20 protein-coding genes and 3 pseudogenes are annotated in these 25,993 nt (G+C 56.7%); 4 read left to right on the top strand and 19 right to left on the bottom strand.

Annotation, left to right across the window (positions count from 1 at the left end; genetic code table 11):
* Positions 1 to 10: 10 nt before the first annotated feature.
* On the bottom strand, positions 11 to 796 hold the full coding sequence (locus tag J5M72_RS03340; RefSeq protein WP_207864009.1) for a sulfite exporter TauE/SafE family protein: 786 nt from the start codon (positions 794 to 796) through the stop codon (positions 11 to 13).
* Positions 797 to 1,090: 294 nt separating this feature from the next.
* On the opposite strand from J5M72_RS03340, the gene J5M72_RS03345 reads away from it, so the two are divergent.
* Positions 1,091 to 1,762, top strand: a complete 672-nt coding sequence (locus tag J5M72_RS03345; protein WP_207864010.1) for a hypothetical protein — start codon at positions 1,091 to 1,093, stop codon at positions 1,760 to 1,762.
* 21 nt (positions 1,763 to 1,783) lie between these two features.
* Here J5M72_RS03345 and J5M72_RS03350 read toward each other — a convergent pair whose 3' ends face one another.
* Positions 1,784 to 2,533, bottom strand: coding sequence for a hypothetical protein (locus tag J5M72_RS03350; RefSeq protein ID WP_207864011.1), 750 nt, complete (start codon positions 2,531 to 2,533; stop codon positions 1,784 to 1,786).
* A gap of 246 nt (positions 2,534 to 2,779) precedes the next feature.
* On the opposite strand from J5M72_RS03350, the gene J5M72_RS03355 reads away from it, so the two are divergent.
* Positions 2,780 to 3,928, top strand: a complete 1,149-nt coding sequence (locus tag J5M72_RS03355; protein ID WP_207864012.1) for an aldose epimerase family protein — start codon at positions 2,780 to 2,782, stop codon at positions 3,926 to 3,928.
* Positions 3,929 to 4,111: 183 nt separating this feature from the next.
* Here the strand turns inward: J5M72_RS03355 and J5M72_RS03360 are convergent, their stop codons facing one another.
* The 16 genes and pseudogenes from J5M72_RS03360 to J5M72_RS03435 all read right to left on the bottom strand — a co-directional run bounded on the left by J5M72_RS03360 (position 4,112) and on the right by J5M72_RS03435 (position 21,867).
* Positions 4,112 to 4,540, bottom strand: coding sequence for an SUKH-3 domain-containing protein (locus J5M72_RS03360; protein ID WP_207864013.1), 429 nt, complete (start codon positions 4,538 to 4,540; stop codon positions 4,112 to 4,114).
* Positions 4,541 to 4,552: 12 nt separating this feature from the next.
* Positions 4,553 to 4,804, bottom strand: a complete 252-nt coding sequence (locus J5M72_RS03365) for a hypothetical protein (RefSeq protein ID WP_207864014.1) — start codon at positions 4,802 to 4,804, stop codon at positions 4,553 to 4,555.
* Positions 4,805 to 5,022: 218 nt separating this feature from the next.
* Positions 5,023 to 6,483, bottom strand: a pseudogene (locus J5M72_RS03370) (RHS repeat-associated core domain-containing protein); the annotation flags it as partial.
* Positions 6,484 to 6,791: 308 nt separating this feature from the next.
* On the bottom strand, positions 6,792 to 7,055 hold the full coding sequence (locus J5M72_RS03375; protein ID WP_169431048.1) for a PAAR domain-containing protein: 264 nt from the start codon (positions 7,053 to 7,055) through the stop codon (positions 6,792 to 6,794).
* Positions 7,056 to 7,134: 79 nt separating this feature from the next.
* The gene (locus tag J5M72_RS03380) at positions 7,135 to 7,503 is read right to left on the bottom strand and encodes a hypothetical protein (RefSeq protein WP_169431049.1); all 369 of its coding nucleotides are present in this window, start codon (positions 7,501 to 7,503) and stop codon (positions 7,135 to 7,137) included.
* A pseudogene (locus J5M72_RS03385) lies at positions 7,504 to 9,312 on the bottom strand (RHS repeat-associated core domain-containing protein); the annotation flags it as partial.
* An 82-nt stretch (positions 9,313 to 9,394) separates the two neighbouring features.
* Positions 9,395 to 9,895: an Imm21 family immunity protein gene (locus J5M72_RS03390; RefSeq protein WP_207864015.1), complete on the bottom strand. Its 501-nt coding sequence runs from the start codon at positions 9,893 to 9,895 to the stop codon at positions 9,395 to 9,397.
* 562 nt (positions 9,896 to 10,457) lie between these two features.
* Positions 10,458 to 10,781 (bottom strand): hypothetical protein, encoded by a 324-nt coding sequence (locus J5M72_RS03395; protein WP_207864016.1) that lies wholly within the window; start codon positions 10,779 to 10,781, stop codon positions 10,458 to 10,460.
* A 298-nt stretch (positions 10,782 to 11,079) separates the two neighbouring features.
* A complete protein-coding gene (locus J5M72_RS03400; RefSeq protein WP_207864017.1) occupies positions 11,080 to 11,343 on the bottom strand; it encodes a PAAR domain-containing protein in 264 nt (87 codons plus the stop codon).
* Between the two features lie 67 nt (positions 11,344 to 11,410).
* Complete coding sequence (locus J5M72_RS03405) at positions 11,411 to 11,743, bottom strand: hypothetical protein (protein ID WP_207864018.1); 333 nt, start codon at positions 11,741 to 11,743, stop codon at positions 11,411 to 11,413.
* A gap of 37 nt (positions 11,744 to 11,780) precedes the next feature.
* Positions 11,781 to 12,518, bottom strand: a complete 738-nt coding sequence (locus tag J5M72_RS03410; RefSeq protein WP_207864019.1) for a hypothetical protein — start codon at positions 12,516 to 12,518, stop codon at positions 11,781 to 11,783.
* Positions 12,515 to 12,799: a hypothetical protein gene (locus tag J5M72_RS03415; RefSeq protein ID WP_207864020.1), complete on the bottom strand. Its 285-nt coding sequence runs from the start codon at positions 12,797 to 12,799 to the stop codon at positions 12,515 to 12,517. The genes J5M72_RS03410 and J5M72_RS03415 overlap by 4 nt, the downstream gene beginning before the upstream one ends.
* 335 nt (positions 12,800 to 13,134) lie before the next feature.
* Positions 13,135 to 13,563: an NTF2 fold immunity protein gene (locus tag J5M72_RS03420; protein WP_207864021.1), complete on the bottom strand. Its 429-nt coding sequence runs from the start codon at positions 13,561 to 13,563 to the stop codon at positions 13,135 to 13,137.
* Between the two features lie 12 nt (positions 13,564 to 13,575).
* Complete coding sequence (locus tag J5M72_RS03425; RefSeq protein ID WP_207864022.1) at positions 13,576 to 18,321, bottom strand: RHS repeat-associated core domain-containing protein; 4,746 nt, start codon at positions 18,319 to 18,321, stop codon at positions 13,576 to 13,578.
* Positions 18,318 to 21,224: a type VI secretion system tip protein TssI/VgrG gene (gene tssI / locus J5M72_RS03430; protein WP_207864023.1), complete on the bottom strand. Its 2,907-nt coding sequence runs from the start codon at positions 21,222 to 21,224 to the stop codon at positions 18,318 to 18,320. Before tssI ends, J5M72_RS03425 begins: the two co-directional genes overlap by 4 nt.
* A 127-nt stretch (positions 21,225 to 21,351) precedes the next feature.
* Positions 21,352 to 21,867 (bottom strand): Hcp family type VI secretion system effector, encoded by a 516-nt coding sequence (locus tag J5M72_RS03435; protein WP_169430015.1) that lies wholly within the window; start codon positions 21,865 to 21,867, stop codon positions 21,352 to 21,354.
* Positions 21,868 to 22,261: 394 nt separating this feature from the next.
* On the opposite strand from J5M72_RS03435, the gene J5M72_RS03440 reads away from it, so the two are divergent.
* Both J5M72_RS03440 and J5M72_RS03445 read left to right on the top strand, forming a co-directional pair.
* Positions 22,262 to 23,083 carry an aldo/keto reductase gene (locus J5M72_RS03440; protein ID WP_169431051.1) on the top strand — a complete coding sequence of 274 codons (822 nt, stop codon included), beginning with the start codon at positions 22,262 to 22,264 and terminating at the stop codon, positions 23,081 to 23,083.
* Positions 23,084 to 23,112: 29 nt separating this feature from the next.
* Positions 23,113 to 23,582: pseudogene (locus J5M72_RS03445) on the top strand (DUF1810 domain-containing protein).
* On the opposite strand, the gene J5M72_RS03450 reads toward J5M72_RS03445, so the two are convergent.
* Positions 23,547 to 25,907 carry a DNA polymerase II gene (locus J5M72_RS03450; RefSeq protein ID WP_207864024.1) on the bottom strand — a complete coding sequence of 787 codons (2,361 nt, stop codon included), beginning with the start codon at positions 25,905 to 25,907 and terminating at the stop codon, positions 23,547 to 23,549. The pseudogene J5M72_RS03445 and the gene J5M72_RS03450 overlap by 36 nt on opposite strands.
* Positions 25,908 to 25,993 lie beyond the last annotated feature (86 nt).

Raw genomic sequence — 25,993 nt, forward strand, 5'->3', positions numbered from 1 at the left:
CTGCTGCCGATCAGAACGCCAGCTTGTAACCGATCAACACCAGCATCGTCGCCAGGCACGGACGTAGCAGTTCATCGGAGACGCGGCCGGTCAGGTGGCTGCCGAGCCAGATGCCCGGCAGCGAGCCGACCAGCAGAAAGCCCAGCACGCTCCAGTCCATGTTGCCCATGCTCGCGTGGCCGAGGCCGGCGACCAGGGTCAGCGGGACGGCGTGGGCGATTTCGGTGCCGACCAGGCGGCGGGTCGGCAGCAGCGGATAGAGGATGAAAAGCGCGACGGTGCCGAGGGCGCCGGCACCGATGGAGGTCAGGGCGACCATGGTGCCGAGGATCAGACCGGTAATCACCGTCATGATATTCAAGCGAGTGCCGCTGGGGTTGTAGTTGCCGCCGGCGCGTTTGTGGGCGAATTCCAGCAGGCGCTTCTTGAACAGAATCGCCAGCGCCGTGGCGAACAGCACGAAGCCCAGCGCCTGCTTGATGATGGCGTTCATCGCGTCCGGCGCGGTGTGCAGGGTGCTCAGGAACCACAAGGTCATCGCCACCGCCGGGACACTGCCCAGGGTCAGCCAGCCGGTGATGGCCCAGTCGATGTTCTTGTTCTTCCTGTGCACCAGCACGCCGCTGGATTTGGTGATGGCCGCGTACAGCAGATCCGTGCCCACCGCCGTGGCCGGATTGATGCCGAACCACAGCAGGATCGGCGTCATCAACGAACCGCCGCCGACACCGGTCATGCCGACGATGAACCCCACAACCAGCCCGGCAATCACCAGGCCGAAATTTGCCAATTCCATTAAGACGTCCAGACGAACCACAGGAAAATCCGGCCCGCAGCATAACCATTTTTCTTATAACGCCCTATATCGATCGGATCTATCGTTATTCTTTTTCATTCATCAACTTTTCATGGGCAACGGCAACAGATCAGGCAACCGATGGACGATGGATCGTCCTGATACTTTCGGATAGTGGTTTGTAGAGAAAGTCCTGTGACATGCTCGGCAAAGCCATCATTAAGCCACTAATCACAGGCACATCATTCAGTATGTGAAGGCTATCACCCACTGAAACATTCCAAGGAAGAAGAAATGCAAGCGAGCACCACTGAAGAGACGTGTTATTGCTGTGACAAACCGAGTGAAGGACGGGAGCATGTCCCCCCACGCTGCCTGTTCCCCAAAGGCGAAGATGCAGGGTTGGCAGATCTGATCACTGTGCCTTCCTGCGCCGAACACAACCCTGATCAATCTCACATTGATGAGCAACTCATGCAAATGCTGGTCGGGACCTCAGCTGACGTACACCCGGAGGTACTCCAGCGGACTGTGCGAGGGATTATTCGCCACGTTAAGAAGGACAGTCAGATCATTGGTCGTTTCGGCATAGAAAAAGTCGCGCCAAAACAGTACATCCAGCATCCGACCGGGCCAGTTAATTTCGAGGTGATCGAACAGGCACTCGAAAAAATTGCCAAGGGTGTCTATCACCATCACACGAAAGAGGAACAGAAACTTGACTCAGTGCTTGCAGTTCACCCTCTCTTTTTGGGCATCGACGAAAGTGCGACACCTGAGGCACGCGAAAAAATTCTCGACCTGATTGCCTTGGCGCACTGCGATTTTGAAGAGTTTCCAAGCCATGGTCTGAACCCGCAGTATTTCGCTTATCAAATCATCGACTACCCAGGGCATGTTTTCATCAACCTGAAATTCTACGATCAAAAAATCGCGAGTGTCGTCTGCCGTCTCCCCAACCAATAAAAGAGAGTCGGTCCAACTCTTTTACTGCACCGGCAAAAAATTCAAAAACAGCAGGCTCTGGGCGTAATTCAAACCGATGCGCCGGTAGCGCTCGTCGAGCATCTGGGTCAGCAGATCCAGGCGCGCCACGACTTTGCCGAACTCCGTGGCAAAGCTCAGGTTGCTGCCCTCTTCTGAAATTTCGTTGGAGAACAGCAGCGGCTGGCCTTCCTTGTTCTGCCGCTGGGCAAGGATCCACGTGGCTTTTTCGATGTTGCGTGCGGCGTTGTTGACGAAGGTCGGGTTGATCGCATCGGTCATGTAGAACTCGGTGCGGTTGCCGTGGGCAGTGACCAGCATGCTGCCGATCGCATAGATGAAGGCGCCGACCCGGTCACCGAGAAACTCGGGGCTCATCGCATAGCTCAGTGCCGCCAGATCTTTCTTGCCGCCGAGAGTTGGCAGAGGTTGCTGCTGTTCGATGGCCAGTCGCACCTGTTTGACCGCCGTGCGGATGTCGAGGAAGCCGGATTTGCGCAGCTCGTCCGGGTTGCGCAGGTACAACTTGCCCATCAAGCGATAGAGGCTGTCGAGGTTGTCGCGCATCGCCAGCGTAGCCATGCGGTCGACGCTGGTCTGGAGAAACTCCTGAGGCCTGCCCTCGCGCATCTGGGTGATGAAATTGTTGCCGTCCTGATGGCTGCAACCGCCGAACAGCAGCGTCGACAGGCAGGCCAGCAGCAGGCACGGGCGGTGAATGAATGCAGCGATGTGAGGCAAAACTCTCGGCATGAATTCTTTGAAGGACACATTCCTGTGCGGCGGGAGTCACCGCAACCTGGCCATGGATAGAGCCGGGGATTTCGCAAAAGTGCGGTGCCAGGGTGGATTCCCGACCTTCGGTGCTGGTTGCCTTTTTCATTTAGTCGGACTTTATTTTTGCAATAAACGCTAAATCCGCTATAAATCTTCATTCACACGATAATTAGCATGACTATTTAACGATTTTCAAAACAACAACAAAATGGAAGGTCAACCATGCTTCAATCCAGACACTCACTCTGCGGCCTCGGACTGTCCCTGATGATCGCCACCCTCTCCGCCCAGGCCGCCGGCCTGTCCAGCGAACACAAAGCCTTCGGTAAAACCAATGACGGCACCCCCGTCGAGCAATACATCCTGCGCAACAGCCACGGCATGCAAGCCACGGTCATCACCTACGGCGCGACCTTGCAGGCGCTGCAAGTGCCGGACAAACACGGCAAGCTCGACGACATCGTCCTCGGTTTCGACGATGTGCAGGGCTACCAGAAAGGCACCGCGTACTTTGGCGCGACCATCGGCCGCTTCGGCAATCGTCTGGCCGATGGCGCTTTCGAACTCGACGGCAAGCGTTATCAAGTGCCGCAGAACGACAAGACCAACGCCTTGCACGGCGGCACGCAGGGCTTCGACAAAAAGGTCTGGAAGGCGAAGGAAACCAAGGACAAGGATTCGGTCGGCGTGACCCTGACCTACCTGTCGGCGGATGGCGAAATGGGTTTCCCCGGCAACCTCACCACCGAAGTGACCTACCGCCTCACCGACAGCAACGAACTGCGCATCGACTACAAGGCCAGCACCGACAAACCGACGGTGCTCAACCTGACCAACCACAGCTACTTCAACCTCGCCGGCGCCGGCAACGGCGACATCCTCAAACAGGTCGCCACCCTGCACGCCAGCCATTACACCCCGGTCACCGCCAAACTGATCCCGACCGGCGAACTGGCGCCCGTGGCCGGCACACCGATGGACTTCACCAAACCCACCGCCATCGGCCAGCACATCAAGGCCGACCATCCGCAGTTGAAATTCGCTGAAGAGAAACAAGGCGGCTTCGACTTCAACTGGGCGCTGGACACCAAGGGTGACGTCAGCAAACTCGCCGCCGAAGTCAGCGACCCGCAATCCGGTCGCCACTTGCAGTTGTTCACCAACGAACCGGGCGTGCAGTTCTACACCAGCAACTTCCTCGACGGCACGGTCAAGGGCAAGGGTGGCAAGGTCTATCCGCACTGGGGCGCGTTCACCCTGGAAACCCAGCACTATCCAGACTCGCCGAACCAGCCGAACTTTCCGAGCACCCGGCTGGATCCGGGACAGACCTACACCCAGACCGTGGTGTTGAAGTTTTCTGCTAAGTAAGAGCAAAAGATCGCAGGCTGTGGCAGCGTCTATAGGGGAAAATTGATCCTGATGTAGGAGCTGTTGCAGGTTGCGATCTTTTTGCTTTTTGAACCCCAGGGTTAGCCTGCTGCCCACTCAAAATCGTATCAGCACCAACAGACAGACGAACTCTTTACACTCACCAAGTCATGGGAACTCGCCTCACTCTCCGGCCTTGCGCCCGAATATCAGGGTTTCCATGGCCTGAATGAAGTCACGTCCCTGCATCCAAAGTTCGTCATGGATAAGGCTCAAGACGTAGCAGCGACCCCGCTCGTCCATCAACAGCGCGCCGTGACCGTGCTGGACTTCGGCGATGCTCACCAAGGTACTGCCCAGGCGTTGCTGCCACTCAAGGAACTCTTCGCTTCCATGCAGATGTTCAAAGGTGCCGAATGCGACATCACTGGTAGCGCATTCCTCGCCTGCGCCACAGGTGCCCACCCGCAGCCCGGCGAGCTGTTCAAGCAGGGCCGTGGCCGGGTGTTCAGGTGGGACGAAACCGGGCAATGGTTCGGTGCCGGTAGTGGGCCAACCTGCGGCGAGAAACAGTGGACGCAGGCTTTCGGGAAGTTCGATCAGCGGGGGCACGTCAGCATCCGGTCACGTTTTAACTATGTCGCTATTAAGTGCAATAAAGTCCACATTCGCGTCATAGTCGAAGTCTTCAACTATATCTTGAAGGTGCATATGCTCAAGTCCATTCGTTGACATCTCATACGATGCATTAATAAGAAAAACACCAAGCTCTCTAATCGTTTGTGGATCAGCAAGAATCGAAACCTCATCCAGCTGAATACTCGTATCACTCCCGACAGCGGTCCCGTGCACGGTGAACTTAGTCAGCGTTTTCATAGATTGAAACCTTTATCCCGAAGGTAGTCTTTTTCTTTCCGCGTGAGTTCAGAGACGCTACCCCGCGTACCATGGCTCTGAGACCCATCCTTGTTAACCACAACTTCAGCCTTCCTTGTCTTGCATTGGCAGTGAGCGTGAACCTGTTGATTCGTATTTTCCACATGCGGTGGGTCTATCCGAATGCGGCCATTGCCGACAGGCTCCCAACGACCAGACTTTGCTAATCCAAGCGGGTCGATCCAATTTACTGGATTTGGAGCATATGCATAAAAATTCAAACCGCCGGCATAGCGAATAGGATCCTTACTGACAAAACGCCCTGTGGCCGGATCATAGTACCGATACCTGTTGTAATGCAGCCCCGTCTCATGATCGTGATACTGCCCCTGGAACCTGATCGGGTTCATCACGCCATGCTGCCGCGCCCAGTCCGAACGCTGCTCGGTCACCTGCCCCCACGCCTTGTACTGCGCGGTCCAGGCCATGTTGCCTTGTGAGTCCGTCAGTTCCTGCGGCGTGCCCAAGTGATCGCACTGATACCAGGCCAACGCATCAAACGGTAATGCCGTTGCCTTGTGATTCCACATCGGGTCTTCATCAAGGCTGTATTCACCACTGTAATCCGGCAACCCCATGAGGTTGATCGGCGCATGCCGTACAGCCTGTGCAACAGGGACAAAAGTGCCCGGTTCAAAGACGTAATGCACCGTGCGACCCGGTTCGCCATCGCCCTGCGCCAGACTGCTTTCCCACGCAAGGTTGTCGCCATCCCATCCATAAAGCGTAAAACCGCAGCCCAGTTCGCGCTGTTTGCGGGCGTGCTCGTTTCTGTTCCAGAGGGAACCGGCTTCCGGGCGCTGTTTGTAGTGGGCGCGGGAGTTCTTGTGCAGGCGGCGTCCCAACGCGTCGTAGGCGAAATCCACGCTCAGGCGCGTGTCCTCGAAATGCACCAGTCGATCAAACAGGTCCCAACGCAGATCGCTGCGTTGGCCGTTGTGCCAGCGCTGGATCTGGTTACCGCGTTCGTCATAATCGTAGTGGGTGCCGGCGTATTCGCGCAGCAGGTTGTCGACCAGTTTGCTGCGCGGTGGCGTCAGATCCAGTGGACGACGGATTTCGGCGGTCTTGTCATCCAGCAGGTTACCGGCCGGGTCGAAGGCGAACGTTTCAACGCCTTGACGCGTCACGGCGCTGAGCAGTCGACCGACGGGATCGTAACGATAGGCGAGCGGGCCGCGACGACTGTCATTGATGTCAGTCAGTTGGCCGGCAGCGTCGTATTTATATTCGCGCTTGAGCAGAGTGCTTTTGTCATCGCTGCGCCCCAGCAGTTGTTCCTGCAAGCGACCGGCCGGGTCCCAGCTTTGAGTTTGCAGCAGGCGATTGCCTTGGTGGCGGGCGATTTCGCGGTGCAGGTCGTCGCGTTCGTAGCCGATCAGTTCATGCTCATCCAGACGCATGCCCAGCAGGTGGCCGCTACCGTAGGTCAACCAACTGACACGGTGACCGTCCGGGCGAACGGTGGCAACACGTTGATTGAGCACGTCGTACTCGTGCTGCCAGATCGCGACGGTGGGCTTTTCCAGTCCGAGGTAATGTTGGTGTTCGCGCAGCAGATTGCCGGCCGGGTCGTGGAACCATTGCAGGCGGCTGTCGGCGTTTTTGGCCAGCACCAAGCGTTAAAGGTGACAGAGTCATATAGTGCAGAGGAACCACTACAAATGGCCAAAGCTGTATAAAATTGTTTTTGAGCGCGACAGGTACTCAAAACCGAACTAAAAATCTCGCTTCTACGAGAAATCCACATCTTCTAACGTGCCGTTAAATATCAGATTTAACGTAGATGCCCATACTTCAGTTTTGGCGAAGCGTTTTTACACACTCTGGGTCGTAAGCAGCCTTGATTGAAGTATCGGCAAAGTGCGGCCGATCAGAGCCTTCGAAATTAGTGCGATTCAAAATGGATAGTTCACACCCACAAGACTCAGCAGATAACCGTCCCTTTAGGACCACTAGCAATCAATGCGGCCCCACAAACGGTTTTCATGCCGTGCAAGGCGATTGGCGTGCCATCGACGGTATAGGTGCTGCTGCCCTCGGCGATTGGAAAAATCCCTTTACACAGAGGGCAACTCACCTTGTGACCCACCCCAGCTATAGGTTTGCCGTTGAAGTCGGCTTGGGTGAATGCTTCAAGAACTTTGCCACCGTGAGTTGTGGAGTCGCCCAGTCGGATAACGTCTTTCATAGGGCAACTCTCCTAAACCGGTGTATTAGTAATCAATTGCATTCAATGACCGCGATAACTTTAGCATTTCTGCGAGCCATTAGGAACCAATGTACTTGTAATAAACCCTCAGCCCCCCATTAACTCCGGAAATCTCGAGGTGAAGGATCGCTTCACCAGGTGCACCATCAGCAAAAAGAACACATTCTAAGCCGAGCGCTTTTTCATTAGTTTCATATACATCAATGTAAGGCCGGCCTTGCTTGCTTGAGTCAAAAGCCTTTTCTTCAGGCGCGATGGATATCTTGGTGCCTTTAGCGAAATAATCATCAATACACTCAAAAATCTCATCAGCAACCGCGCTGGATATTCCAAAATCTTGCTCAAGTGTAGACGTGTCACGTCGATCGATGGCCTCTACGAGCAATTGGGTCTTGGCATAAGCTTCGTGATTGGTGGGTGTACTCATTTATCGACTCCGTCTCTTGGAAGGTGTTGCGGTGCTGGTACCCGCGTTGGCTTTAATACCGGTGAAGTAGCCACGAGCCTGGAGTGTCGCACACTTCGCTGCCTTCGGACTAAGTCCCGCAGCACGTAGCGACTTGAAGGCTACGACAGTCTCACTTCCTAGCAGGCCGGCAGTTGATGCCTTATCTTGGGCTCGATTAGCATTATAATGCGGAGTTCCTCGTGTGGTTCCGTCTGGGTTTCTTCCTTGAAGGCTTATCGCTGGCGCATCATTGTATTTATAACCTGAAATTCCATTCATCGACGCATCCTGATAGATGTGGTGGGAGTCTTGGAGCCCCCCTATTTTTCGAAGGTCGCCATGGCGACCTGTCACTACACCTTCAGCTTCAAGTACTTTATTACATTCACATGGGCATGTTGCACTCAAACCAAGGCTATCGACCCAGCCTGTCGGATTTGGTGCATATGCATAAAGATTTAGCCCTCCCATGTAACCGATCGGGTCTTTGCTAATGAAACGGCCAACACTTGGGTCATAGTACCGGTGTCGATTGTAATGCAGCCCCGTCTCATGATCGTGATACTGCCCTTGGAACCGTATAGGGTTCGTCACGCCATGCTGCCGCGCCCAGTCCGAGCGCTGTTCCTTCACCTGCCCCCACGCCTTGTACTGCGCGGTCCAAGCCATATTGCCTTGTGAATCCGTCAGTTCCTGCGGTGTACCGAGGTGATCACATTGATACCAGGCCAACGCATCAAACGGTAACGCCGTTGCCTTGTGATTCCACACTGGGTCTTCATCAAGGCTGTATTCACCACTGTAATCCGGCAGCCCCATCAGCTTGATCGGCGCATGTCGTACAGCCTGTGCAACGGGTACAAAAGTGCCCGGTTCAAAGATGTAATGCACCGTGCGACCCGGTTCGCCATCGCCCTGCGCCAGACTGCTTTCCCACGCAAGATTGTCGCCGTCCCAACCGTAAAGCGTAAAACCGCAGCCCAGTTCACGCTGTTTGCGGGCGTGCTCGTTTCTGTTCCAGAGGGAACCGGCTTCCGGGCGCTGTTTGTAGTGCGCGCGGGAGTTTTTGTGCAGGCGGCGCCCCAGTGCGTCGTAAGCGAATTCAACGGACAGGCGCGGATCTTCGAAATGTACCAGTCGATCAAACAGGTCCCAACGCATATCGCTGCGTTGGCCGTTGTGCCAGCGCTGGATCTGGTTGCCGCGTTCGTCGTAGTCGTAGTGGGTGCCGGCGTATTCGCGCAGCAGGTTGTCGACCAGTTTGCTGCGCGGCGGCGTCAGATCCAGTGGACGACGGATTTCGGCGGTCTTGTCATCCAGCAGGTTACCGGCCGGGTCGAAGGCGAACGTTTCAACGCCTTGACGCGTCACAGCGCTGAGCAGTCGGCCGACCGGATCGTAACGATAGGCGAGCGGGCCGCGACGACTGTCGTTGATGTCAGTCAGTTGGCCGGCAGCGTCGTATTTATATTCGCGCTTGAGCAGAGTGCTTTTGTCATCGCTGCGCCCCAGCAGTTGCTCCTGCAAGCGTCCGGCCGGGTCCCAGCTTTGAGTTTGCAGCAGGCGATTGCCTTGGTGGCGGGCGATTTCGCGGTGCAGGTCGTCGCGTTCGTAACCGATCAGTTCATGCTCATCCAGACGCATGCCCAGCAGGTGGCCGCTGCCGTAAGTGAGCCAACTGACGCGGTGGCCGTCGGGGCGTACGGTGGCGACACGCTGATTGAGCACGTCGTACTCGTGCTGCCAGATCGCAACGGTGGGCTTTTCCAGTCCGAGGTAATGTTCGTTAAAGGTGACAGATTTATATAGTGCAAAAGTGATGCAAAAATAAATCCGCCCCCCATTATTCCATCTTTATTGAAACACCAAATCAAGCAAGAGGCTTGATAACATGAATCAAGAGAGAAGTATCAGGCGTTGGGTCATATATGAACGTCAACACCTCGCTCCGCGGAGATTGAATCTGGAATGTCAGGCACGCGCCTGCCTCAAACGTGTCGGCGGCATCAAACACCACCAATTTTCTATCAGCCCACTCGACAACCAGATTTTCGATGTACAAAATCGAGCCGAAATCAATTTTCTCGACTTCAGCTTCAACATCAGTCTCACTTTCAGCCCACCTCCATCTCACGATCAGTTGCAAGCCATCTGCTGTGGCTATCGCTGTCTGCAGGGGTTCATCACCTAGAACCATCACCTGCGAATCGTGGACTGTCAGTTTTTCCGCATAATCGTTTACCTGACAGGCAAGATCATAATCCGATGGCTGACCGTCGATCCCTGTCCATAATTTTGCCCTAGATTCGTCCATTACTATCAGCGGACCGCCTGAGCTGGATAGCCATGTAGAAAAGTTAAATTTACTCATGGAAGCAATGCTCTCCTTTTTGCCTGAGTAACTTGACCGGCCTGTTTATAACTGCACGCCTTGTAATGAGGATACAACCGTTGTGGATTACCCTCCGCATTGAGCGCGTTGGGCGTTTGGTGATCAGGAATGAAGTTGCCACTCTTCGTACCTGGCTCCGTAGCACCACAAGTGTGGCATCCGTCTGTTGTACCAAATGCATTGATTTGCTCGCGTTCTTCACGTGTGAAGTCCCTTTGAGGCCCACGAGCAGGAATTGATCCATTGGCAACACATTAAAGGTGACAGATTTATATAATCATGCTGCACCGCTTCGACTTCTGCATGGGCTTTCGCGTTAAAGGTAACCGTTAAAGGAGAAAGATTTATATAGTGCAGTCGTTGCAGACCTTGAATACGGCTTGCAAAATCTCGGAGTACGTCCGCAATTTCTAATGCCTCCGATTCGGACAACTCAACAGGATCGTTCTGCACTATTTTTGCCTTGATCTAAATGGACGCACCTTGCTCGATCCAAATATGAACAGCCCCATCGCTTGTTTCAAAGTGCTCTTGCGCCGATCTACTTGACATACATATCAATATCATCAAGAGCATCTTGGGCTCTACCGGATAAAGTGTCGTCTGTGAGTCTGCTACGTAAAATTGGGACAACCAACGACCTATCAATATCTGAGTGGATGCGTGCAACATGCCCTATGCAAGTTATAGCCAACCCCTTGATGTCGTCATTCCCTGCACCCTCTATTGCTTCAATGCATTTGGCCTGAATCCACTCTGGATCGTTTATGTTGAAACATAGATAAAGAAGGGCATCTATCACCACGTCACTATCATTAGATCGCAACATGATTTCAAGCTCTTTTTTGCTGTGTTCTTTGCTCATGGTTATCACCTTTTAATTTTTCCCCTACCAGTTACCATGCCGGCTTTTTTGAGTGCTGACTGTTGATCATTGTGCAAGTCACACCAACAGCGGACGTGGCCATGAAATTCCTCATCTCCATTCGGATAGGTTCTGGTCTTATCCATGACAACAAGTTTTTTTTCAAAGGGGACAGACTACTTTTAATCACTGGGCAGGGACTCGTACTCAGAAAGCCTGTTCGTTGGTTTGAGCCTGGTTAAAAATCTCAAACGTAAAACACGCGACGTTGAAGTGAACCTAAACGAAATTTAGAGACTCAGCTGACTACGGCCCCTTTTGGGCCGCTGACAATCAGCGCCGCCCCACAGGGGGTTTTCATGCCGTCGAGCGCGATTGGTGTACCGTCCACGGTGTAGGTGCTGCTGCCCTCGGCAATCGGGAAAATCCCCTTGCACAGGGGGCAACTGACCTTGTGACCAACCCCGGCAATCGGCTTACCGTTGAGGTCGGTCCGGGAGAACGCTTCGAGGACCTTGCCACCGTGAGTGGTGGAGTCGCCCAAGCGAATGGCGTCTTTCATGTTGTCACTCCTTTGACCATGGCCTGTCTATTTGCACTGACGCACGATGCAGGCCTTCAACCGCTCTTCAAACATTGCCCTTGATGCGAAATGCTTCCTTGAGCGGTACCTTTTTATCGTCATCACCATCTTCAAGACATCTATAGTCGCTGCCGCCCAACGCCGAGAGCATGGTTTGGTAAAGGCTCAATGACTTGAAATTGACCTGAAGCCACAGAGCGCTCTCACTTCCATAGATCAATCGAGCGTCATAATCAGCGCTGCTGTTGAGAGACTGATCTTTCAGGTAGAGGTCATCAGGCTGTTGCACGCGAACGCATGCGCCGCTGCCCCCTACTTTTTTCATTACTTTGCTGGCTGATGTGGTGTCGTCGAACACCAGCTTGCAGTCATAACTCATTGCAAAAATAAATCCGCCCCCTTTATTCGATTGTTATTTACATCTCAAACATACGCCTTCTCGCGAAAGGGGTTTTTATTGTGAAATTCCGTGTTAACTGTGTTGGAGTCCGATTGGAGTCGGTTCGAACCAAAGTGTTTGCGAGCTCTGAAAATTCGATTATCTGTTCCGGATGGCCTGAGATTAGTATTGCTCGAGTATCAGAGAGATCTTCACCTAGCATGACGACAGTACACTTTTTTGAAAATAGCATTGCCGTTATTTTATGAAATAACTCTAATGAGGAGGCCTCAGAGAAATCTGTTCCTGAGGCTCTATACATCTCAGAGATTACACCGAGAATTTCTTTTTTATCACTTTCATTCAGCCCTATCTCTGATAAAAATATTAATGCATTCCACCCTTTGTATGTGGCAGCCAAAAGGTTTTTTATTTCTTCGCTGCTAGAGAGGGCAGAGAGGTCACAAAAATAATGTTTCCCCTCAAGATCCAAGTCTAACTCCAAGTGTCTTCTTTTGTTCGCTGCGGCCAAGCCAAGCTTCCCAAACGCTCTTTTATGCTGGCCTAGTTTCTTCGCGATACTGCTACTGGAATCGAGCTCGGCAGCAAGCACCGCATATATACTATGCTGAAAAAAAATGGGAGCCAAGTAATCAAAAATCAATCCATAATCATAGCCTGTAGCCAGATACCATATCGAGTCGCATGAATTATCAAAGCGAAATCCTGCAGATTTCGAAGCAAGAACAGACCCGGCATCAACTACAGCTTTCATTGTGGGCATCCTTTAGACTTTTGATTCTCATATAAATAATGCTCTCCGCTGACACCGTGGTAGCGGGGGAGTTCATAGGTGTCATTATCCTTAAACTCGTGCCCGGCGTCGTGTATTTTTACGGAACCTATTGGTGTTTCACCCCCCGCTTTCTGACCGCCAGTGGTGAGGGTTTCAAATTTATATCTCTCACCAGGGTGAATGCCTTTACGTGTACCCTCTGGATCCTTGATAGTTCTAGAGTTATAACTTTGAGACGTAGGAATATTTTTCGAACGCATCGCAGCCCTTCGTGCCGCTCTCTTTGAAGGAAATGTTTGGTCTCCTGGTAACTGAGTACGTCGAGAGCACGATGGAGTTAACCCGAACGGATCGATCCAGCCTGTCGGGTTAGGAGCATAAGCATAAAGATTGAGTCCCCCGTGTTAAAGGTGACGGATTTATATAATGCATAAGTGATGCAAAAAAATAAATCCGTCAACTTTATTAAAAAATCGTTCAACTACATAAATATCTGCCTTGCTAGTTCTCTCCCTAACCGAATATTCTATTTTCCCCAAACACTAACTTACATCAACTCGTGCACAGGTAATTTTCTTCAGATACCGGTTTAGGGCTAAATCGCATGACGACGTTCCCATGTCTCACTGCTAGCGCGCCAAACGCTAACCCCATCAATTTTTGGTTCATCACGTTCAACGATCACGGTGTATCTATAACGTTGTTTCAGCCCTTTTTTTCGGACTGCCTGAATATTCGTTACCGTATCTAGCTGTTCTTCGGTATCAGTCAAAATGGTCTGTTCATACTCCGGAGGCTGTCCAGTGCCTAATGTATCGAGCCTTGCTGATCCAAGGGCAATTGAAGCTTTCACACTCAGATTTTCAGAGAATATCGCTTCCAACCTTGATTTTGCTGCTTCATTCGCCTTATTCCGATACCCCGAATCCGTCTTATATGCGTCGCTTCGCTTCTCGGCATGAAATCCCACCTCCCACTCATGCATCTGCGAAAGAAAATTTTGTAATCGCTCACTAGGTGACATAAAACGCTCCTATCAACAATCGCACGAACAAGGGTTGTGGAATAGCCGACTTTCAGTATTCCCGTCAACTCTCGCCTGGTACAAAACAGAATGAGGTCGAGTGGCACCTTCATCGTACTGAGGGGTGACACGTACTATTACGTTACTACCGCCTTTAACAGCTTCGGCAATATCTCCCTCAAAGTCACGGAACTCACCACGGTTAACACTAGGGGCTTGAGGAAAAATGTTCCCCTTACCACCGCTTCCACCCAGTCGATTTCCGATGGCATGGCCAGCGTCGTCCGTATTACAGCCCAAGTTACGCGCAAACCCCCTTGAACTGGCGTTGGTATTTGTCCCAGTTCCCAAATCTTCCGGTCGAATTTTCGCGGTTACGCTCTTCAGCGATCCGTTCTCATTGTGACGATATTTTGTTATCGGATTTGAGCCCCAAAGGCCCAATGGATCCACCCACTCAACCGGATTCGCTGCATAGGCATAAAGGTTAATGCCTCCGGTATAACTTATTGGATCTTTGCTTATGAACCGCCCAACCCCCGGATCATAGTACCGATACCGGTTGTAATGCAGCCCCGTCTCATGATCGTGATACTGCCCCTGGAACCTGATCGGGTTCATCACGCCATGCTGCCGCGCCCAGTCCGAGCGCTGCTCCGTCACCTGCCCCCACGCCTTGTACTGCGCGGTCCAAGCCATGTTGCCTTGGGAATCCGTCAGTTCCTGCGGTGTTCCCAGGTGATCGCACTGGTACCAGGCCAGCGCATCAAAAGGCAATGCCATTGCCTTGTGATTCCACACCGGGTCTTCATCAAGGCTGTATTCACCGATGTAATCCGGCTGCCCCATGAGCTTGATCGGCGCATGGCGCACAGCTTGAGCGATCGGGACAAAAGTGCCCGGTTCAAAGACGTAATGCACCGTGCGTCCCGGCTCGCCATCGCCCTGCGCCAGACTGCTTTCCCACGCAAGATTGTCGCCGTCCCAACCGTAAAGCGTAAAACCGCAGCCCAGTTCACGCTGTTTGCGGGCGTGCTCGTTTCTGTTCCAGAGGGAACCGGCTTCCGGGCGCTGTTTGTAGTGCGCGCGGGAGTTTTTGTGCAGGCGGCGCCCCAGTGCGTCGTAAGCGAATTCAACGGACAGGCGCGGATCTTCGAAATGTACCAGTCGATCAAACAGGTCCCAACGCATATCGCTGCGTTGGCCGTTGTGCCAGCGCTGGAACTGGTTGCCGCGTTCGTCGTAGTCGTATTGGGTGCCGGCGTATTCGCGCAGCAGGTTGTAGACCAGTTTTCTGCGCGGCGGCGTCAGATCCAGTGGACGACGGATTTCGGCGGTCTTGTCATCCAGCAGGTTACCGGCCGGGTCGAAGGCGAACGTTTCAACGCCTTGACGCGTCACAGCGCTGAGCAGTCGGCCGACCGGATCGTAACGATAGGCGAGCGGGCCGCGACGACTGTCGTTGATGTCAGTCAGTTGGCCGGCAGCGTCGTATTTGTATTCGCGCTTGAGCAGAGTGCTTTTGTCATCGCTGCGCCCCAGCAGTTGCTCCTGCAAGCGTCCGGCCGGGTCCCAGCTTTGAGTTTGCAGCAGGTGATTGCCTTGATGGCGGGCGATTTCGCGGTGCAGGTCGTCGCGTTCGTAACCGATCAGTTCATGCTCATCCAGACGCATGCCCAGCAGGTGGCCGCTGCCGTAAGTGAGCCAACTGACGCGGTGGCCGTCGGGGCGTACGGTGGCGACACGCTGGTTGAGCACGTCGTACTCGTGCTGCCAGATCGCGACGGTGGGCTTTTCCAGTCCGAGGTAATGTTGGTGTTCGCGCAGCAGATTGCCGGCCGGGTCGTGGAACCATTGCAGACGGCTGTCGGCGTTGTCGGCCAGCACCATATTGCCGTTGCCGTCATAGGCAAAGGTTTCGCTTTGCGATTGGTCACCCAGAGTGGCGCGACGCTCGGTCAGGCGGCCCATCGGGTCGAAGCTCACCGAAATGATGCGTTGGCCATTGATCGATTGGGCGAGGCGGCCGGTGAGTGGGTCGTACTCATAACGCGTGCAGCGCCCATCGAAACCGCGCTCTTCGAGCAGACGACCGACCGGGTCGTAGTGGAAGTGAGCGCGTTGTTCGTTTTCGTTTTCCAGGGCCGTTAGCCGTCCGAGACGGTCCCAGCGATAGCGCAGGGTTTGCTCGGCGGCATCGACACGTTCGGCGATCAAACCGGCCGCGCTATAGCTCCAGGTGGTGCAGCGATCGAGACCGTCGACATGCGTCAACAGCCGGCCTTCGGCGTCGCGTTCGAAGCGCTCTTCAGTCTTGTCCGGGTGCTTGATCAGCACCAGTTGGCCAGCCTTGTATTCGTATTCGGTGGCGTTACCGGCGGCGTCGGTGAAGCAGATCATCTGCCCCAGTTCGTTGTATTCCCAGGTGCTGGTCTTGCCTGAGCAGTCGACGTACTCGACCAGTTGCCCGGCGTCGTTGTAGTCCAACGTCTTTTCGTTGCCGTTGGCGTCCTTGATCGCCGTGGGCTGACCGGATTTGTTGTAGGCGTATTCGGTTTTGTTGCCCAGCGGATCGAGCGCTTCGACCAGGTTGCCTTGTTCGTCATAGGCGCGTTGCCACTGACCACCCTCGGCGTCGCTGATCTTGATCAGCAAATCCTGATCGTCGTAGGCGTAATGAATCACCGTGTGATCGGCACGGATGTGTTCGAGCAGGTTGCTGCGTTCATCGTAGCTGTAGCGATCGGTGCTGCCGTCGGCATTCACGCGGCGAACGATGTTCTTGGCCTCGTCGCGGAAGAACCATTCCGAACGCTCATCCGCGTAACGGATGCGGTAGGTGTAGCCAAGGATGTCGTAGTAGTGCCAGGTCTCGTTGCCAAGGGCGTCGGTGACGTAGGTCAGACGGATGTTTTCGTCCCACTCCAGGCGCGTGTCGAAGCTGCCGTCGTCCGCCCATTCGCGGATGGCTTTGGCCTTGGCGCTTGAACCGTCCCACTGCAGGTTCATGCCGCGCCCGGTGCGGTCGGTGTAGCGAGTGATCAGGTGATGCTGGAACTGATACGACCAGACTGCACCGTTCTCGTCCTGAGCCTGAACCAGGTCGCCATAGGTGTCGTACTGGTAGGCGCAAAGTTGTCGCAACGGTTCGCCGTCAACGATTTGCCAGAGGCCGATAAACCGGCCGTGATCGTCGATCATCGTGCCGAGGTGCAGGTGGACTTTGGTGAAGTCGTTTTCCTGATAGGTGATCAGGTCCGAAAGCACCGACTGTTCGCCGTGACGATGCTCGTAATGCAGCATGATCCCGGCGCCGTTGCGCAGCGAAATGTTGGTCAGTACATAACGCTGGCCACGGCGGACGTAGGTTTCCTTGCGTTCGAAACCGTGACACACCAGCAACTGATCTTCGCTGGCACGAACGAGGGTGATGTTTTCGATGGCGTCGTAGTGGAACAGACCGACTTTGGGCAACGGATAGCTGTGATCGCGGCCGTCGGCGCCGTAGAAGGTCAGGCCATCGTCCACGCAGTCGAAACGTGTGGTGAACTCGTTGATCCAGCGCGCACCGAGATCGCTCTGATCGTAGGCGTCGAGGCGTGAGTTGTAAGTGCGGGTCCACTCGATCGGAAAGGGTCCGGGCAGGCTGAAATCGGTATGGCTGAGACTTTCCGAACCCAAGGCGAAATTGATGCTGAAGTCCGTGGCGCATTCGCAGGGACCTTTCTTTGGATTGGGCGCGCCTTTCGCCGGTGCCTGTTGGCCGTGGGCGGCCAACTGCCCCTCAGATGCCGTACGCTTCGCCTGTCCGGTCTTCTCCGGGTGGACGGCGGCGTTCTGGCCATGGGCATTGCGCTTGCGCCACAACGTCACGGCGCTGGAAAGGATCAACAGCAACCAACCGATGGAGTTCTGAACGGACTCGTCGTCCAGCTTGCTCAATTGGGTGCGTAGTTCCGGGCCCATCGCCCGCAGTTTTTTGGTTTCGTCGGAAACGGTTTTTTTAAGGTCATCAGGGACGAGATTTTGCGCCACGCTGTTGGCCAGGCCTTTGCCTGCTGACTTCAGCGCGCTGTTGGCAGCCCCAAAAATATTGCTGAAAGATGCCAGCGGATCATTCTTGAATTGGTCGGCCGCCGCGCTTGCCTGGGCGCTGGCTGCATTCAGATCACCTTTGGCATCCAGATTGCCAAACGCCACCGCTTCGATGCCTTTGGCAATTTCGTTAACGACGTCTTCGCCCAGCTTGCCAGCGTCCGCCAAAATACCGGGCAACTTGCCTTTGGCCTGTTCAACAAAATCATCCAGCGTGCCGATTATCGAGGCGTTCAGGTGACCGACCAGCACCTCGATCACGGAAGTGCTGAGTAACAACTTGCTGCTGGCCCTCATCTCCTGGCGCACCAGAAACAGAGTCGGACGAAGGGTCATCCGTGCAGCTGCCATCGCTGGTGGCAACGGCAATACACCGATCAGGTTGATGCCAAGGCTGGCCCACGCGAGCAAGTCGCGCTGCTTGGCGTTCGACAGCGTGACGATGTCACCCAGCGCATCGACCAGCGCCATGATGTTGCCGACCACCGGCAAGGAACCGGCAACGTTCTTGATCCGGTCGAGGGTGACCACCCCGCCGCTGGCGGATTGAAGCCAGGCATCGAAGGTCGCCGCACCGCTGGCGACATCCTGAATGTCGATGGCATTCAGGGGAACAATGGCAACCTGAGGTTCACGTTTTACAACAGCATTTTCAGTGGTCATGACAGCATCTCACCCGCCAGCAGGCCCGGGGTTTTCAAGGAAGTTTTTGGAAGCGTCGGCGCCGGCAGACTCGGCAACTTGCCAGCCTTGCTCGCCGCCCCGAGGATCCCCGATGCACTCGGCATCGCCGCACTCGCCAGTTTCGGCAGTCCGGCCACCCCGCCCTGCATCACACCTTTCACCTGCTGCGCCGTTTGCATCGCACCTTGTGCGGTCTGCACCGCTCCCATCCCTGTCTGTGCCAATTCCTTGCCCTTCTCCAACATGTCCCAGTTCTTGCTTGGCAGCACCTGCGCCACCATCGCCTGCACCTGGCTCGGAATGTCTTCGGCCCCCGGTGGATTCAACGGCCATTCCGGCTTGCCGATGTAGCTGCCTTCGCTCCAGGTGTCCGCCGGGTCCTTGCCGAACAGCACCCGCGCTGGCCCCGGTGCGGCGCCGGCGACGCTGGCAAAACCTTTGGCGTCGAGCTTGCCCTTGATGCTCTTGCCCAAGGCATCGATGACTTCGTAATCGCCGTCCTTGATGCCCTGGCGACCGGCGTACTGGTTGAACAATTCGAGGTTGCCCTTGCCCGGTTTCGGTGGTTCCGGGAACACCCCGGCGAGGGATTTCGCCCCGGTGTAGGCGAAGTTCGCCGCGTGGGCGGTGTACGGGCCGCTGGTGGCGTGGGTGATGCCGCCGGCGTTGTAGGTCGTGGCGCTGCCGCCGCCCTGGATCACCAGTTCGGTCTTGGCGGTGATGGTGATGCGGTCGGCGTTGGCGGTGATGTTGAGTTTGGCCAGCAGGTTGATGCTGTCCTTGAGCGCCTTGACGTCGATGTCGCCGGACGCCGCCACCAGACGCCAGCCCATGCTCTGCACGAACAGGCGCATGCCGCGACTGGCGCTGGCCAGCAGGCGTTTGCCGATGGAAAAACTGGTGTGGCCGGTGCTGCTCAGCGCCAGGTGTTCGCCGGTGGCGATGTGGCTGGAGCGCGGTGTGGTCAGGGCAATGCCGGCCGGGCTCGCCAACACCAGATGCGGCTCGGTGAACTCGGGAAATTCATTGGCGGTGAGGTTCGCCGGTCCCGAGCCAAGCACGCCCTGATGCTGCGCGTGCAAGGCCTTGGCCACGTCGTCCTGATCGCCGGCTTCCTGGGCTTGAAGTTCCTTGGCCTGCGTGGCGAAACCGTCCTGTTGATCGCTGGCGGTGGCCAGGCGCTCGGCGGTTTCCGGCAGGTCCTTGTGGTGTTTGGATTCGTTCGGGCGCGGTTCGGTGGTGATCAACAGACCGGCGCCAGCACGCACGGCGCCGTGGCGGTCGGTTCTTAACTCAAAACCTTCACCCCGAGGCTGACCGCCGCTTGGACGCGGATGGGTCAGGTAACCCAGGTTGATCGCGCTCGCGCCGTGATCGCTGCGCAGCGCGATGCTGATCTCGCTGGTGGTGTCGTCGATGCGCAGTTCGTTGGCGCGGCTGCCCTTGTATTCCTTGCTCTTGACCGTGGCCAGGGTCTTGAAGTCCGGCAACTTGTACGGCGGCAGGTTGGCGCCGTGGTACAGGCAACCGGTGATCAGCGGCTGGTCGGGATCGCCTTCGAGGAAGGTGATCAGCACTTCCATGCCGACCCGCGGAATGTTGATCGAGCCAAAGGTTTCCGCCGCCCAGCTGGAGGCCACGCGCATCCAGCAGGTGGTCTTGTCGTCGTGCTGGCCATCGCGGTCCCAGAAGAACTGCACCTTCACCCGGCCGTACTGGTCGCAGAAAATTTCTTCGCCTTCGGGACCGGTGACCACGGCGCTTTGCGAACCGAGGACTTTGGGTTTCGGGTGATCCAGCGGCGGGCGGTACGGCACGTCCCACGGGATCGCGTTGAAACGGTTGCGATAGCCCTGATGGAAGTCGTCCTTGTGGTCGGTGGTGTCGCTGGTCACCGACTCTTCCAGCACTTGCGGCTGTTTGCCTTCGTGGAAGATTTCCGTGAGCAGCCACAGGTCGTTCCACGTCGGGTTGGCGTGGTCGGTCAGGGCCAGAAAATGCCCGGTGACCAGAATCGGCTGGTCGCTGTTGCCCTCGGCCAGGCGATAGTCGCTGCGATGGCGTTCGAGGTTGCGGTTGGCCAGGTGCTTGCCACGCTCACGGTCCACGAAACGGCCCGGGTAATCGTAGTCTTCCAGGTCCGGCTGGGCGCTGCTCTTGGCGTCGCTCTCCAGCTCGATCTTCGGTTTGACGAAGTCGTAATCGCGCCGCGTGGTGCGGCTGGTGCGGGTGGCCAGGCGCAGGCCGAAACGCTTGACCACCGGCTGGTCCGCCACCAGCCCGGAGTCCTGCTGATAGGCCACCGGCGCGAGTTTCGGGAACACCGTCTGGTCATCGCCGAAGGTCAGTTTGTGGCCGCTGGACGTGTGCTGGAAGTGGTAGTGAATCCCCTCCTCCTCGCACAGGCGCTGGACGAAATGCAGGTCGCTCTCATCGTACTGCGTGCAGTAGACGCGCTCGGGATACACCGCGCTCAGCTGGAAGTGGTAGTCGCTGGCCAGAATGCCGTGTTCTTCCAGCACCTGACTGATGATCTGCTGCACCGTCATCTGCTGGAAGATGCGCTGATTGAAGCGGTGTGCGAGGTAGGAAAGCTGCGGGCGCAGCGAGATCCTGTAGCGGGTCAGGCGCTTGCCCGCCTCGCCCTGGGCGATGCTGTAGATCAGCCCGTGAATCCCGGTGCCGCTCGGCGACAGCTGCAGAAACGCCAGTTTGTGCAGCAGGCTTTCGAGGTTGATCGAGGCCTTTTCACTGACCAGTTCCAGCTCGAATTCGAAGGGTGTGTTGAGGGCTTCTCGACCGGTGAACGACAGCACCTGAAAGTCGCTGTCCGCGCCATCGATGGTCAGATTGAAATGGGGCTGGTTGGCCGGTGAGAACATTCCCTTGTCCCTCGCACAGTGCTGCGATGCCGCCAGATCGATAAGGATCGGGCGGCAAAAATTCTTTGAGTAGTGAAGGTGCCTCGACCGGCGAAACCGGCCGAGGCGATACAACCATCAGTCGCGATTAAACGACCGGAGCACGCCAGTCATCGGAACCCGAAGTACCGGAGACTTCGTGGGTCCAGGTGATTTTGCGGTAGGTGAACTGCACTTCTTCCAGATGAGTGAAGTGGGCGTTCGCCGGGTCCTGGCAGTTGTGCATTTTGTTGTTGATGGCGACGATGATCGCGTCTTCCAGTTTGGTGGTGTAGTAGTGCTCCTGGGTGCCTTGCGCCGAGGTGCGGTACCACTGGATGACGATTTCGCTCATGCGCTCGCCGGAAGTCAGAGCTGCTTGCAGCAGCGGCGAAGCCTTGTCGTAGACCTTGGTGATCACAACTGGCTTGTGCACGCGCTGACCGGTTGGCTGACCGGATTGCGGGTCACGCGGGATGATCACGTCGTGGGTGAACGCCTGAACCATGACCTGGTCTTCGTGGCCTTCCTGATAGGTGTTGCCAACGGAGTCGGCGGTGAAGGCGCCGGCAGTGATCAGGCCTTGTTTTTCGCCGGTAACCGACATGTACGCGGGTGTTGCCATGGGATGCTCTCCTTGCTGAATCATTGGGTGCGCCGATAGGTGATATCACCCAAGAGGCGGCCAACGGCCATCAATTAGCATGCCAACTTTTTCAAACCCTTATAAACCGGGGGTTTGGTAAGTTTTCTTCGCAGATGCGGCGAAAATTCCCACTGATTCCGTCGAAAAGTGCGCAAGAAGTTGCGCAGTGCTGTGCAACTTCTTGCGCACTTGGCTGGAGACCTTGATCGGCAAGGACTGTAGCGTTTTTGACCATGGTTTTATTACGTATAACTGCGCAACTTCTTGCGCACTTCCCAAACTCCCGCTCACTAGCCGACACACCTCATTTGGAACCCGTGGGCTATCCTGCTGCCCACTCTAGGTATCGACCGTTTTCAGATAGGAGGTTGGAATGCGTACCCTCGAATTGGCTGGCGTGCAGGTGCCGGTGATTGGCCAGGGCACCTGGCGCATGGGCGAAGACCGCTCGGCGCACAAGCGTGAAGTCGCGGCCCTGCGCAGCGGCATCGAACTGGGCATGACCCTGATCGACACCGCCGAAATGTACGCCGAGGGCGGTGCCGAAAGCGTGGTCGGCGAAGCCATTGCCGGCCTGCGCGATCAAGTGTTCCTGGTGAGCAAGGTCTACCCGCACAACGCCAGCCGCAAAGGCATTCCCCAGGCCTGCGAGCGCAGTCTGCGCCGACTCGACACCGATTACATCGATCTCTATCTGCTGCATTGGCGCGGCCAGTATCCGCTGGAAGAAACCGTCGAGGCCTTCGAGCGCCTGCGCGAGGACGGCAAGATCGGCCGCTGGGGCGTGTCAAACTTCGACGTCGGCGATCTTGAGGAACTGTCGAATTCCGCCTGCGCGACCAATCAGGTGCTGTACAACCTGGAAGAACGCGGCATCGAATTCGACCTGCTGCCGTGGTGCCAACAGCAGCGCATGCCGCTGATGGCGTACTGCCCGATCGGCCAGGGCGGGGCGATGCTTGTCGAGCCGGTGCTGAAACAGATTGCCGCTCGTCACGGCGTGACCCCGGCACAGGTTTCGCTGGCGTGGATTCTGCGTCAGGATGGGGTGATTGCGATTCCCAAGGCCGTGCGCCCGGAACACGTGCAGCTCAATGCACAAGCGGCGCAGCTGCAACTCGAGGCTGGGGATCTGGCGGCGCTGGACCAGGCGTTTCACGCGCCACAACGCAAGCAGCGGCTGGCCATGGTCTGAGCCACCGCCGACTGACAGAGGGCTTCGCCATGAGAAGCACTGATCAGGAAGACCCGTACGATCTGCAACGCTTCGTGCTCGCCCAGGACCCGGTGTTTGATCGGGTCCAGCGCGAACTCGGCGAGGGCCGCAGCGCAGCCACTGGATGTGGTTCGTATTCCCGCAGTTCGCCGGGCTGGGTGGCAGCGAGATGTCGCGGCGGTTCGCGATCAACTCGGCCCCGGAAACCCGAGCCTACCTCGACCACCCGTTGCTCGGCGCCCGTCTGCGGACCTGCACGCAGCTGGTGCTGAACGTGCAGCAGCGTTCGATTGCCGAGATTTTCGGCCATCCGGACGACCTGAAATTCCACTCATCGATGACCCTGTTCGCCCAGTTCGCCGACGACGACAGCCTCTGGCATCAGGCGCTGGAGCGTTACTTCCACGGCATTCAAGACGAATGGACCCTGCAACTGCTGGACTCAAAACAGGCCCAGTTGCCCCCCGATCAGGGTTGAGAAATCGTCGTCGACAAACGGCAGGATCGCATCCGCCACCGGTTGCAGCTGGCGGGTGATGTAGTGGTCGTAGTCGATGGCGGCGCGACGCACTTCCAGCGGTTCGGGCCCGGCCAGGGTGATGACGTAGCTGATCCAGCCGCCGTTCTGGTATTGCCGCGGGCGGCCATGCTGCGCGTTGTAATCGTCCGCCAGACGCGCCGCACGCACATGCGGCGGAACGTTACGCTCATAGTCGTCGAGAGTGCGGCGCAGGCGCTTGCGGTAGACCAGTCGCTCGTCGAACTCGCCGGCCAGGGTCTTGCGCACGTACTCGCGCACGTAATCCTGATACGGCTTGCGCTGGAAGATCCGTTCGTACAGTTCCTGCTGGAATTGCCGGGCCAGCAGCGACCAGTCGGTGCGCACGGTTTCCAGGCCTTTGTAGACCATTTCTTCGCTGCCGTCGGGGCGGGTCACCAAGCCGGCGTAGCGCTTTTTGCTGCCCTCCTCGGCGCCGCGAATGGTCGGCATCAGGAAGCGTTTGTAGTGGGTTTCGAACTGCAATTCGAGGGCGCTTTCCAGCCCGTACTGCTCGCGTACATGCTCGCGCCACCAGTCGTTGACGTGCGCAACCAGCGCCCGGCCGATGGTCGCCGCCTCTTCCTGACCGTGGGGGCGACGCAGCCAGACGAACGTCGAGTCGGTGTCGCCATAGATCACCGCGTGGCCCTGGGCCTCGATCAGCTGACGGGTGCGCAGCATGATTTCGTGGCCACGCAGGGTGATCGACGATGCCAGCCGCGTATCGAAGAACCGGCAACCGCTGGAACCGAGCACGCCGTAAAAGGCGTTCATGATGATCTTCAGCGCCTGGGACAACGGCGCATTGTGTTCGCGCTTGGCAGTCTCGCGACCCTCGGCGACCCGGGCGACGATGGACGGCAGGCAATGCCGCGTGCGGGAAAACCGCGCACCGCGAAAGCCCGGCACCGAGTCGCTGTCGTCAGGATGCTGCAAGCCTTCAATCAACCCCACCGGATCAATCAGGAAGGTGCGAATGATCGACGGATAAAGGCTCTTGTAGTCGAGCACCAGCACCGACTCATACAGCCCCGGCTGCGAGTCCATGACAAACCCGCCGGGGCTGGCCTGCGGTGGATTGGTGCCAAGGTTCGGCGCCACAAAACCCTGACGGTGCATCAACGGCATGTACAAATGAGTGAACGCCGCCACCGAACCGCCGCTGCGATCCGCCGGCAGACCGGTGACGCTGGCACGCTCCAGTAGAAACTTCAGCAACTCGGTCTTGGCGAAAATCCGCGTGACCAGTTCGCAGTCCTTGAGGTTGTACTTGGCCAGCGCCGGTTTGTCCTCGGCGAACATACGGTTGATTTCGTCCATGCGCTGGTACGGGTTGTCGATGGACTTGCCCTCGCCGAGCAAGGTCTGGGCGACGTTTTCCAGGCTGAACGAGGGGAAGCTCCAGGTCGCCGAACGCAGGGATTCGATGCCATCGATGATCAGCCTTCCTGCCGCTGCCGCGAAGTAATGATTGCGGCTGCCGTGTTCGCGCCACTGCATTTCCTCACCGCCGCGCCCGAGCTTGAGCGGCACGCCGAGGCGTCGGGCGTGTTCGTGGAGGATGCGCAGATCGAACTGCACGAGGTTCCAGCCGATGATCGCGTCAGGGTCATGGCGGGCGAACCATTCGTTGAGCTTCTTCAGGATCAAGGTGCGCGATTCGCAGTACTCAAGGTCGAAATCGACAAGGCTGTCATCGCCGTTTGGCGTGCCGAGCATGTACACCTGACGTTCACCGCAGCCTTCCAGCGCAATGGAATACAACTCGCCCTGCTCGGTGGTTTCGATGTCCAGCGAGACCAGTCGCAGTTGCGGTCGATAGTCGGGCGCAGGCTTGAGGTGGGCGTCGAGCAGCACGCCGTCGGCATCGGGCGTGCCGCTGAACCACACCGGCGCGGTGATGAAACGCTCCATCAGGTAGCGCTCGGGCGGTCGCACATCGGCTTCGAAGACATCGACACTGTGACGGTTGAGCGCCGTTTCCAGACGCATCAACTGACCGTGTTGCTGGCAATACAGCCCGAGCACCGGGCGATGTTCGAAATCCTGGAGGGCCAGGGGGCGCAGTTCGACGTTCTTTTCATCCGCCAGCACCCGCTCGGCCTGCTCACGCTGCGCCGCCGGGATGAACGCCACCGACGGCTGATGCGGCAGGCGCACACGGCGTGGCCCGGCTTCGGTCGCCAGCCAGAACTCGACTTCGGTGCCGGCCGGGGTGTCGCGCCAATGCCGGGTCAGGACGAAGCCCTGCTGTAAATCCACCACTGCGACCTCAAGAATTGATTCAGAAAGGCATTCTACGCGGCATTGCCACAACCGGTGGCACAGGTCTGGCAATGAAAAAACCC

Origin of the sequence: Pseudomonas sp. 58(2021) (genome assembly GCF_017491585.1) — a bacterium.
Lineage (GTDB): Bacteria > Pseudomonadota > Gammaproteobacteria > Pseudomonadales > Pseudomonadaceae > Aquipseudomonas > Aquipseudomonas fluorescens_BT.